At 42.6% G+C, this 11748-nt stretch carries 10 protein-coding genes; 9 read left to right on the forward strand and 1 reads right to left on the reverse strand.

The annotated features are described in order from the left end of the window. Window positions 1–5 precede the first annotated feature (5 nt). The 9 genes from D1367_RS25740 to rfbD all read left to right on the forward strand — a co-directional run bounded on the left by D1367_RS25740 (window position 6) and on the right by rfbD (window position 10757). Window positions 6–1016, forward strand: a complete 1011-nt coding sequence (locus D1367_RS25740; protein WP_118169337.1) for a polysaccharide biosynthesis protein — start codon at window positions 6–8, stop codon at window positions 1014–1016. 4 nt (window positions 1017–1020) lie between these two features. Further along, complete coding sequence (wecB, locus tag D1367_RS25745; RefSeq protein WP_244944964.1) at window positions 1021–2142, forward strand: non-hydrolyzing UDP-N-acetylglucosamine 2-epimerase; 1122 nt, start codon at window positions 1021–1023, stop codon at window positions 2140–2142. A 210-nt stretch (window positions 2143–2352) separates the two neighbouring features. Then, window positions 2353–3222 (forward strand): class I SAM-dependent methyltransferase, encoded by an 870-nt coding sequence (locus D1367_RS25750; RefSeq protein ID WP_118169341.1) that lies wholly within the window; start codon window positions 2353–2355, stop codon window positions 3220–3222. 195 nt (window positions 3223–3417) lie between these two features. Next, window positions 3418–4605 (forward strand): glycosyltransferase, encoded by a 1188-nt coding sequence (locus D1367_RS25755; RefSeq protein ID WP_118169343.1) that lies wholly within the window; start codon window positions 3418–3420, stop codon window positions 4603–4605. Window positions 4606–4678: 73 nt separating this feature from the next. Then, window positions 4679–6613: an asparagine synthase (glutamine-hydrolyzing) gene (gene asnB, locus D1367_RS25760; protein ID WP_118169345.1), complete on the forward strand. Its 1935-nt coding sequence runs from the start codon at window positions 4679–4681 to the stop codon at window positions 6611–6613. A gap of 162 nt (window positions 6614–6775) precedes the next feature. Continuing rightward, on the forward strand, window positions 6776–7849 hold the full coding sequence (locus D1367_RS25765) for a glycosyltransferase family 4 protein (protein ID WP_118169347.1): 1074 nt from the start codon (window positions 6776–6778) through the stop codon (window positions 7847–7849). A 98-nt stretch (window positions 7850–7947) separates the two neighbouring features. Further along, window positions 7948–9024 (forward strand): glucose-1-phosphate thymidylyltransferase, encoded by a 1077-nt coding sequence (locus D1367_RS25770; protein ID WP_118169349.1) that lies wholly within the window; start codon window positions 7948–7950, stop codon window positions 9022–9024. Between the two features lie 116 nt (window positions 9025–9140). After that, window positions 9141–9686 (forward strand): dTDP-4-dehydrorhamnose 3,5-epimerase, encoded by a 546-nt coding sequence (rfbC, locus tag D1367_RS25775; protein WP_118169351.1) that lies wholly within the window; start codon window positions 9141–9143, stop codon window positions 9684–9686. 150 nt (window positions 9687–9836) lie between these two features. Further along, a complete protein-coding gene (rfbD, locus tag D1367_RS25780; RefSeq protein ID WP_118169353.1) occupies window positions 9837–10757 on the forward strand; it encodes a dTDP-4-dehydrorhamnose reductase in 921 nt (306 codons plus the stop codon). A gap of 31 nt (window positions 10758–10788) precedes the next feature. Here the strand turns inward: rfbD and D1367_RS25785 are convergent, their stop codons facing one another. Next, window positions 10789–11523, reverse strand: coding sequence for a 2-phosphosulfolactate phosphatase family protein (locus D1367_RS25785; RefSeq protein WP_118169355.1), 735 nt, complete (start codon window positions 11521–11523; stop codon window positions 10789–10791). Window positions 11524–11748: the final 225 nt, after the last annotated feature.

An 11748-nucleotide genomic window follows, 5' to 3' on the forward strand; every position in this document is an offset into this window, starting at 1 on the left:
GAAATATGTTTAAAGATAAAGTGCTGATGATTACCGGCGGTACAGGCTCATTTGGTAATGCAGTGCTGAAGCAGTTTCTAGAAACTGATGTGCAGGAAATTCGGATATTCAGCCGAGATGAGAAGAAGCAGGAGGATATGCGGATTTTTTTTGGCAATCCCAAGCTGAAATTTTATATTGGTGATGTGCGAAACTACGACAGTATTCAAGATGCCATGAAGGGCGTGAACTATGTTTTTCATGCAGCAGCCTTGAAACAGGTGCCTTCTTGCGAATTTTACCCAATGGAAGCTATACGTACTAATGTACTAGGCGCTGAGAATGTCATGAATGCCGCCATTGCCAATGGTATAGAACGTGTGGTGCTGTTGAGTACAGATAAAGCCGTATATCCCATCAACGCAATGGGTCTGTCCAAAGCAATAATGGAAAAGCTTATGGTCGCCAAGGCGCGGGTTCTTGCACCAAGGGAAACCGTCCTCTGTGCTACACGCTACGGTAATGTGATGGCTTCTCGCGGTTCAGTAATTCCTCTGTTTGTCAGCCAATTGAAGGAAGGGAAAGCAATCACCATAACTGACCCATCAATGACACGCTTCTTGATGTCTTTGCAGGATTCTGTTGATCTGGTACTTTATGCCTTTAAACATGGAAAACAGGGCGATATTTTTGTACATAAAGCTCCCGCATCAACTGTGGAAGTGCTGGCTTTGGCTTTAAAGGAGATATTCCAGGTAAATAGCTCGATTCGCGTTATTGGTACTCGTCATGGCGAAAAATTGTATGAGTCCTTGGTGTCTCGTGAAGAAATGGCGAAAGCCGAGGATATAGGACAATATTTCCGCATTCCTGCTGACAACCGCGATCTAAATTACAATATGTACTTTACAGAAGGTGAGCCAGAAATTGCCAAGCTGTCTGACTACACCTCCCACAACACCGAGCGCCTTGAGGTTGAAGGAGTCAAACAACTGCTTTTGAAACTTGACTTCATCCAGGAGCAGATCAATGCTTAAGGTGATGACCATCGTCGGTACACGACCAGAACTCATCAAGATGAGCCGAGTGATTGCCGAATTAGATAAATACACTCAGCACATTTTGGTGCATACTGGACAGAATTATGATTATGAACTAAATCAGGTTTTTTTTGATGACTTAGAAATTCGTAAGCCTGACTATTTTCTCGAAGTTGCCGGCGCTAATGCGGCGCAGACCATTGCACAGGTAATTGCTAAAGCTGATGAAATTTTAGAGAAGGAATCTCCTGATGCCGTCATGCTTTACGGAGATACAAATTCCTGTTTGGCCGTTTTGTCTGCCAAGCGCCGAAAAATCCCTGTTTTTCATATGGAAGCAGGGAATCGTTGTTTTGATCAAAGAGTGCCGGAAGAGTTAAATAGAAAAGTATTAGACCATCTCTCCGACGTGAACATGGTTCTCACAGAACACGCGCGACGTTATCTTCTAGCCGAAGGAATTCGTCCCGATACGGTCTTTAAAACCGGATCTCATATGCCGGAGGTGCTTGATTATTATTTGCCCAAGATTCATCAATCTGATGTCTTGATGCGGTTGGGATTGGAACCTCGAAAGTATTTTTTGATCAGCGCTCACCGTGAAGAAAATGTCGATTCTCCTAAAGTTTTGGCTGATCTTCTAGATACGTTAAATGCCTTGGTTACAGAATATGAATTTCCAGTGATTGTTTCAACCCATCCTCGTACCCGTAAGCGTTTAGAGGATCTTGACTATACAGCTTTTAGCGATCGGATTCTTTTCAGTAATCCGTTTGGTTTTCTGGACTATATACAGTTGCAAATGCAGGCATTTTGTGTTTTGTCCGACAGTGGCACGATTACTGAAGAAACCTCATTGCTCAATTTGCCGGCAATCACGATTCGGAACACACACGAGCGTCCTGAAGGAATGGATGCTGGTGTGCTTGTGATGAGTGGACTTAAACGTAATAGCGTCTTAGACGCTGTGAGGGTAGTGACTACACAATTTTCCGAATCTGCAAAGCCAATTTTATCCGTAGCTGATTATAACAATTTCCATGTATCGAAGCAGATTGTACGAATTGTTTTGAGTTACGTTGACTACATCAATCGTGTTGTTTGGTCTAAACCTGATGATTAACAATTCAAAATTCAAAATTCAAAATTCAAAATTAAAGACATTTCAGACGGGGATTTAAACCCCGACTGAAATGGGTGCTACATATAGATGTAGGGGTCTTAAATCCTTTAATTCACGATAAAGATTGGTTACATGATGATCTTGCCAGGTAATTGAATCAAGTAACTGACCTATAGACTGAGTGTTGTGTGAGGTGGCGACGAACTATACATGATTAATAAAAAAATTAACAATTCATATTTAAACAAAGACTACTGGTTGCGTCTTCACGCCGATTTTGGGGGCAGGTTACAGTCTGTAGGTTGGCCTAGTTTGAGTGAGGAGTTTAATAAGATCAAGTATGAGAGTGAGTTAAAATCTTTTGTAAAAATTCTTATTGAGCTAAATCTTCAACATGAGAATGAACTAAAAATTCTTGAGGTTGGAGTTGGTACTGGGTTTTGGATCACTGCTGTGCGAGATTTTTTTTCGGAGTGCGGATTAAATCTTCAATTTACGGCTGCGGATATTTCTGTTGAGACCCTTGATTTTGTTGTCAATCGTTATCCAAATGTATTTGCCGAACAGCTTGATCTTGCCTCTGTTTCTGTGGGCAAGTTTGCACAGCAGTTTGACATAGTGTTGTCTTTAATGGTGCTTTTGCATCTGACAAATGCTGAGGCATTCAATAACGGGTTAAGGTTTTCTGCAACTAGTGTACGTGAGGGAGGTGTGTTAGTTCTCTATGAACCTGCAATAGTTTATTCTTATTCACCTTGGAGCGATCGCCCCATATCCTCTGAGGATAATTCCTTAAGTAGATATATCACAGAATTTGATAAAATCCTGATCAAGGAAGGGTTTGAGCGATTGGCTGTTTTTCCTGGTGCCAGCTGGTTGACTAACTCTCCTATTGAAGCATCTACATACATCGGCTTTAAGACTAGAGAGTTTTTTTGGAAGATATTGGCTAAAACGGTATATTGCTCAGATTTATTGTCCCGGTTATCTCGACCGATAATTCTCAAGCTCGACGCATTAATTAAGCAAAGGGGAAATGGGTGTAGTGGCAAGTTCTTAATTTACAGGAAATATTGTTGATGATTGCACAGATAATAGAGAGTTCCTGAACCGGAAATCTTACATTGAAGTACATTTTACCGAAAATGTGCCGATAGTCTCGATAAATGCCCTTTATATATCCTGTTAAACATTGGTGCTTCCACTGAACAAGCTTGTTTTTTATTCGTAATTAAGGCAAATATTTGTAGTGGATTTATATTTTTTAGCAGACAAATGAATCTCTTCATCATCCCTTCCTGGTATCCAAATACTACGCAACCTATTGCAGGTATTTTTACTAAAGAACAAGCAGTAGCAATTGCCTCTCTTGCATCTAACATTAGGGTAATTGTGAGTACATGGGGACATGATGACGGAAATCTTCCATTGCGGCGTCCAGATCGTTGGATAAGGGCTTTGAGTTGGAGACTTGCCCAAAAAAATGATCAAATTCGTGAATCTGATGGAGTTGTCGAGGTTTTTAATCCCACACTGACTTGGAATCGCTTCTTTTTCAGCAGCATCAATCGTTTAGTAGATGTAAACCGCAGAAATTTTCAGCTTGCAACTGAGCATTACGGAAAAATCGATTTGATTCACGCTCATGTGAGCTATCCCGCCGGTTATATTGCATCAATTCTGAAAAAAGAATTTGGGGTTCCGTATGTTCTAACTGAACATATGGGGCCCTTTCCATTCCCTTCGCTTCTCAAGTCAGGGATGCCTATTCCTGAAATTATTGCTGCATTTTCAAATGCCTCTGCATCAATTGCAGTCAGCCCTTCCCTAGCTGATTGCATAGAGGGGTTTGGTTTGCCTCGGCCCATGATAGTACCGAATATGATTGATGAACGTCGGTTTAACCTTGCTAGTCTGTCGTCTGACCGCTTTATTTTCTTCACACTATGTACGCTTACCAACCAAAAGGGTATCGATCATCTTTTATATGCGTTAGCTCACTGGAATCCGCCTTCAAATAAGGTAGAGATTAGGATCGGTGGCGATGGTCCTATGCGCTCTATCTATATGGCATTAGCCGATCGCCTTGGAGTCTCGGATCATGTTCATTGGCTTGGTCTGGTTAGTCGTAATATGGCTCCTCGATTATTTCAGGAATGTCATACTTATGTTATGCCTTCGCTGCATGAGACATTTGGCATTGTTTATGCCGAAGCGATCGCAAGCGGTAAACCTGTTATTGCTACGCGTTGTGGGGGGGCTGAATTCATTGTTAATAAGAATAATGGCAGGCTCGTAGAAATTGGCAACGTTGAAGAACTTGCTGAGACAATGAATTGGATGTATCTCAATTGGTCAGGCTTTGACCCAATCGCTATTCGACTAGATTTTGAAACCAGATTTTCTCGAACCTCAGTGGTTAAAAAACTTTGTCATTTATACGACCAAGTTCTCAGGAAGTAATTGAGCTTATTCAGTACTTACGGGCAGAGGTAGAACCGACAATATTAATTAATAGATAAGTGAATAATTTAGGATGTGTGGAATTGCAGGATTATTGTTATTTGACGGCTCAGGGATTGATTTAAATATCTTAAAATCACTCAGTAATTCTTTGAGCGATCGCGGTCCTGATGACTTAGGATTCTTAGGATGGTCTTTATCTGCACCTGTTCAAATCTCCCGAAATCCTGAAGCTGTAGAGAATAGCCGGATTTGCCTATTACATCGTCGCCTGTCTATTTTGGATCTTAGTCCTGCTGGCTGGCAACCAATGGGAACACCTGATGGACGGTATTACATTGTATTCAATGGCGAAATTTACAACTATCTCGAACTGCAAACCCAGTTAAAAGCTTTAGGGCATGAATTTCGTTCCCATTCCGATACAGAAGTATTATTAGCAGCCTACGCCCAATGGGGTGTCAAAGCTTTAAATAAATTAGTAGGGATGTTTGCCTTTGCCATCCTTGACACTTGGGAACATACCTTATTCTTAGCCCGCGACTTTTTCGGAATTAAGCCCCTCTATTACACCTACTACCAAAATGGATTAGCTTTTGCTTCGGAAATCAAGTCACTGCTCAAACTACCTGGTGTCAAGCGCCGTGTTAATCCCCAACGACTATATGACTACCTACATTCTGGACTGACTGATTACGGCAGTGAAACCCTATTCGCTGATATCAAGCAACTACCTTCATCCCATTTCCTGAAAATTTCTCTGGACAAACCCCAAAAACCCAAAATTGAGCGCTACTGGCAGTTTGAGTTAAACCAACATTTAGATATTACATTTGCAGAAGCTACAGAACACCTGCGTCACTTATTCTTAGAAAGCGTCAGTTTGCATCTGCGAAGCGATGTACCCGTAGGGGCGGCACTTTCTGGTGGTATAGATTCTTCTGCCATTGTCATGGCGATGCGACATCTACAAGGAGAACAACTACAACTGCATACATTTAGCTATATTGCCTCAGATCCAGTCCTCTGCGAAGAAAAATGGGTGGATACAGTGGCAGAAGCGGCGGCCGTGGTAGGACATAAAGTACAGGCATCTCCTGAAGAATTGATAAGCGACCTCAATAGACTTATTGATTTGCAAGATGAACCCTTTGGTAGTACTAGTATTTATGCTCAGTATCGCGTGTTCCAACTAGCAAAAACTGCTGGCATTAAGGTGATGCTGGACGGACAGGGAGCCGATGAACTCTTGGGCGGCTACCGTCCATACTTAGCTGCACGACTGGCTTCTCTACTGCGTCAGGGGGAATGGGGATCTGCCAACCAGTTTTTGCAACAATCAATAAAGCTACCGGGAACTAGTCAAAAAAAGCTGCTACTACGGGCTGTCGGATTACTCTTACCGCCGAGTATCCAAGCATCATTGAGACAGTTAGTAAATAAAGACGTGAAACCTAGCTGGTTGAATAGTGACTGGTTTAACCGACATGGACTGGTTCCCAAACTCTATCAAGGCAAACATGGTGAAGAAATGTTGCGGTCAGAATTGTACCATGCCTTGACCGAAACCAGCCTACCAATGCTTCTGCGGTATGAAGACCGTAATTCTATGGGACACTCAATTGAAAGTCGGGTTCCCTTTCTCACACCTGCTTTGATTAATTTTGTTTTGTCCTTACCAGAAGAATTTATTATTGCTAGGGATGGCACCTCTAAAGCAATTTTCCGCCAAGCAATGCGGGGTATAGTCCCAGATGCTATCTTAGACCGTAAAGATAAAATTGGTTTTGCCACACCTGAGCAACACTGGCTAAAAACTTTACGTCCTTGGGTGGAAGCAGTGCTAAACAGTGAAATGGCAACTCAGATTCCTGCATTGAATTTACAACAGGTTAAAGAAGAATTTCAAGCAGTATTAGACGGACGGTCGGCCTTTGATTTCCGCATCTGGCGCTGGGTGAACTTAATTCGCTGGGCAGAACGCTTTAGCGTGACTTTTGATGACTGAAAATGCGAGTAAGCTGTCGCGCTTTTAAATTGCACAAATAGCATTTCTCTTATTTTTTATCTTTCGTCCCCACTTAATAATGAGTTCTCCATCATTTAGCAATCTATCTAAAAGATTGTTCAGTTACTTATAAAAGACTCGATCTGGAAATAAACTTAGAACGTGCAAAATCACTTACTAATTAATTTCTCATTTCTCTTAACTCGACCCACTGGGATCACTACCTACGCTCTCAACCTCTTACCTCACTTACAACAACTTTATCCCACACTTCTAGTCTTTCAGAATATTCCTGGTTATAACTGCTACCCAGTTCCCCCTAACCAAACCGCAGAACAAGGGGCAAAAGGTCATTTAAAACGCCTTGTCTGGACTCAACTTCAACTTCCACAAATCTATAGACAGCTAAAATCCCATCTGTTATTTTCCCCGCTCCCGGAAGCGCCCCTTTATACTAACTGTCGTAGTATCGTCATGGTTCACGACTTTATCCCGTTGCGCTTTCCCAAACGTTTCTCACCGCTGGTACCCTACCACCGTTACTATATTCCCCAAGTTCTTAACCAAGCACTACACATCATCTGTAATTCTCAGTCCACGGCTAAGGACATTACTGATTTTTACCAAATTCCAGCCAGCAAAATTAGCCCCATCTCCCTCGCCCACGATCGCACTCACTTCCGTTTTCTCAATCTCTCCACCCGCAACTACTTTCTCTACATTGGTCGCCAAAACCCCTATAAAAATCTTCAGCGACTCATCAGTTCTTTTGCTGCGTTACCTAACTGCAAAGACTACGAACTATGGTTAGTCGGACCAATTGATTCGCGTTATACCCCAACCTTAAAAGCGCAAGTTGCAGAACTAGGTATAACTAATCAAGTAAAGTTCCTCGATTATGTACCATATAGCGAATTGCCAAAAATCATCAATCAAGCGATCGCTCTCGTTTTTCCCAGTCTCTGGGAGGGCTTTGGTTTACCAGTCCTCGAAGCAATGGCTTGTGGTACCCCCGTCATTACCTCCAATCTCTCCTCCCTACCAGAAGTGGCTGGCGATGCAGCGATTCTGATCAATCCCTACAATACAGCAGAAATTACAGAGGCGATGCAGGCGATTGCAACTGATTTTGGGTTGCGATCGCGCCTTTCTAGCCAAGGTATCACTCACTCTCAAGAATTCAGTTGGGAAAAAACAGGAAAAGCAACTAGTGAAGTTTTATCCCATTACTTATAAAAGATAAACTAACACTAGAATTTAGATGCAAGGATTTTGGATATTGTCAAGATTTCAGACTATCTTGACTAATGACTCACAATTAATCCTCAATCCTGATGAAAGCACTAATTCTCTCTGGCGGAAAAGGTACACGCCTACGCCCCCTCACCTATAGCGGAGCAAAACAACTTGTACCAGTTGCTAATAAACCTGTTTTGTGGTATGGCATTGAAGAAATGGTTGCTGCTGGTATTACTGATATTGGCATTATCATCAGCCCAGAAACTGGAGCAGAAGTCCAAGGAAAAACTGGAAATGGAGAATGCTTTGGAGCAAACATCACCTACATCATACAAAACCAGCCACTTGGACTTGCTCACGCCGTCCAAATCGCCCGTCCGTTTTTAGGAGATTCTCCCTTTGTCATGTACTTGGGCGATAACCTCATTCAGCTAGGTGAGTTACGTTACTTTCTGCAACAATTTAGCCAGCAACAGCCAGATGCTCTGATTCTCTTGCGTTCGGTTGCAAATCCTAGCGCCTTTGGTGTGGCTGAGGTTGATGAAACAGGAAGAGTATTACAGTTAATTGAAAAACCCAAAGTTCCTCCTTCAAATTTGGCATTGGTAGGGGTTTATTTCTTTTCTCAAGTCATCTTTGATGCGATCGCAAATATCCAACCTTCCGCCAGAGGCGAACTGGAGATTACTGATGCTATTCAATACCTAATTAATCAGGAAAAACAAGTTTTATCCTACAATCTCCAAGGTTGGTGGTTAGATACTGGTAAAAAAGATGACTTATTAGAAGCTAACCGATTGATTCTCGACACCTATCTTACAGCATCAGTTCTTGGCGAAGTCGATGCCCAAAGTCAGATTATTGGGCGAGTCCAAATCGGTGCAAAATCTAAAGTAATTAACTGCACAATTCGGGGCCCAGTAGTCATTGGTAGCAATTGTCATTTAGAAAACTGCTTTATTGGCCCTTATAGTAGTATTGCCAACAATGCCACACTCATTGATACCGATTTAGAACACAGTGTCATTTTAGAAGGTGCTAAGATTGCCGGAATCCATCAGCGCATTATTGATAGCGTGATTGGACAACGGGCACAATTGACTCTTGCACCCCGTCGCCCCAAAGCCTTACGATTTCTAATTGGCGATGACTGTCAAATTGAACTAACGTGATTTACTTCTTAAAAACAAGAAAAGCCACGGTTGAAGTTTTAGCTGCTAGCTGTAAAATACAAGGATTAAATTACTCTCACAATTAACACTGTGGCGGTTTACTAGAAATAATATTGATGAGCATTGTACATACCAAAATTCCCGAAGTTATACAACTTGAACCCCAAGTATTTGAGGACGATCGCGGGTTCTTTTTTGAAGCCTACAACCATCAAAAATTTGCTCAAGAGACTGGTATTGTTGCCAACTTCGTCCAAGATAACCACTCCTACTCTAAACAAAACGTTCTGCGGGGATTGCACTACCAAATCCAACAACCCCAAGGTAAACTTGTCCGGGCTATTGTTGGTACTATCTTTGACGTAGCCGTAGATATTAGAAAAAGTTCGACTACCTTCGGTACATGGGTAGGTCATGAACTCAGTGCTAAAAACAAACGCCTACTGTGGATACCACCAGGTTTTGCTCACGGCTTTCTCGTGCTTTCAGAAATAGCTGAAGTTCTCTACAAAACTACAGATTACTACGCACCCCAAGGCGATCGCACAATTCTATGGAACGATCCAGACTTAGCTATAGATTGGCCTTTGAGTACGCCACCGATTTTATCAGCTAAAGACCAAGCCGGAAAACCTTTGAGAACTGCGGAAGTATTTGATTAAGTAGTCATTGGTACATACCCCGTCTCTTGTGATACCCTAAGCTTACTTTTATGGTGGGCGGAAAAACTCTGTCTTTCATCGGACTAATTCAAACCACGCTCACTCTTTAACATGGCTTCTCTTGGACAAATGACAAATGACAAATGACAAATGACTAAATCAATTTTGCTGATTGGTAGCAACGGTCAAGTGGGTAAGGAACTGCAAAAAATACTCCCCTACTACGGCAATCTTATCTCAGTAGAACGCCCAACAGTAGACCTTGCCCAACCCGATACCCTCCGCAACGTTATCAGATCAAAACAGCCGCAAATCATCATTAACGCGGCTGCTTACACTGCTGTAGACAAAGCAGAAAGCGAACCCGAACTTGCTAGCGCTATTAATGCGATCGCACCCCTAATTATTGCTCAAGAAAGCCAAAAATTAGGATCTTTTCTAATTCATATTTCGACCGATTATGTTTTTGATGGTAATCGCTATCGCCCTTACCAGGAAACCGATGCGACTAATCCCTTGAGTGTTTATGGTAAAACCAAACTTGCTGGAGAAGAAGCAATTCGGGAAACTTGCGCCCATCACCTCATCCTCCGTACTGCTTGGGTTTATGGAACCTTTGGCAAAAGTAACTTTGTCAAAACCATGCTGCGACTAGGTGCAGAACGCCAAGAAATCCGTGTCGTCGCCGATCAAATTGGTAGCCCGACTTGGGCGCAAGATATAGCCACGGTTATAGCCCAAATAATTCCCCAGTTAACCTCAGAAATTAGCGGTAGTTATCACTACACTAATAGCGGCGTTGCTAGCTGGTATGACTTTGCCGTCGCCATTTTTGAAGAAGCCCAACAGCTAGGCTTCCCTTTGAAAGTTGAACGTATTGTCCCCATTACAACCGCCGAATATCCCACACCAGCCCGTCGCCCTGCCTATTCTGTCCTTGCTTGTGAAAAAATCTCAGCAATTTTAGAAACACATCCGCCCCATTGGCGACAAAGACTCCGGCAAATGCTTAAAGATTGGGTATTGGGTACTGGGGATTGGGGATTGGGGATTGGGAAAACTCTTCCTTAATCCCTAGTCCCTAGTCCCCAGTCCCCAGTCCCTATCCCCTTTTCAAAACTCCCGTTTCATGTTGTATGGGCAAAACATCTAAAATATCAGTTTGGGAACAATATTTTAAATCTTCGTGACAGTCAAGACGCAACAATCGTTGGCCATGACTCGCTTGGTGAAGTAATCCCAATAAGTTATCTTGCCATTGAGAGTAAAGAGCGATCGCACTTATTACTTCATCGTTACCAGCTAATTCTTCTGGTGACAACGTGGTTTGCTGTAAAAGACTATGAGCGATCGCACCTGCACAAACTGTATCCTCTAAAGAAAAACTGCCTTCCCAACCAGAACCGACAATCCACACTGTCTCAGGTTGCTTTTCTAAAAGAAATTGCACCACCGCCGCCCGGTTAATTAAGGCTGCTGCTAATAGATTTGGGGAATCTTGTACCCGTTGTAAGGCACGAGTGCCATTGGTGGTACTGATAAACAAGCGACGCCCTTCGACTAATTCTGGTGTGCAGTCGAGGGGAGAGTTACCCAACTCAAAGCCAGCTACTTTCGCGCCACCGCGTTCTCCAGCCCGCAGACGTTTTTCAGAAGGCCATTTTTCGCTAACTTCAATTAACTGATCTAAATCGCTGAATACTTGTACAGCTTCGCCTCCAGCTGCCAAAACTGTCGCAATTGTGCTAGTGGCTCGCAAGACATCGACTGCGATCGCACATTCTGGCGCTTTACCTGTTGGAGTCAATTCAGGAGTGTGGTATACAAATAGCTTCACGCGCTGGATACACCTAGTTTAATACTACTGTCGCAACTAACATTCTACCTAGTTGGTGTCAATAACTATAATCTCAATTCTTCCCAGAGAATTTTTTACCATCACAAAGCACAATGTATATCATTTAATAGATAAATGGGAGTGGAGAATAAATACTCAAAAAGCCCATTTTTTGCTAATAGACTTTCAGACTGCTGCACTATCTTGTAATGTGACATACTCCTA

Source organism: Nostoc sphaeroides (genome assembly GCF_003443655.1).
Taxonomy (GTDB): Bacteria; Cyanobacteriota; Cyanobacteriia; order Cyanobacteriales; family Nostocaceae; genus Nostoc; species Nostoc sphaeroides.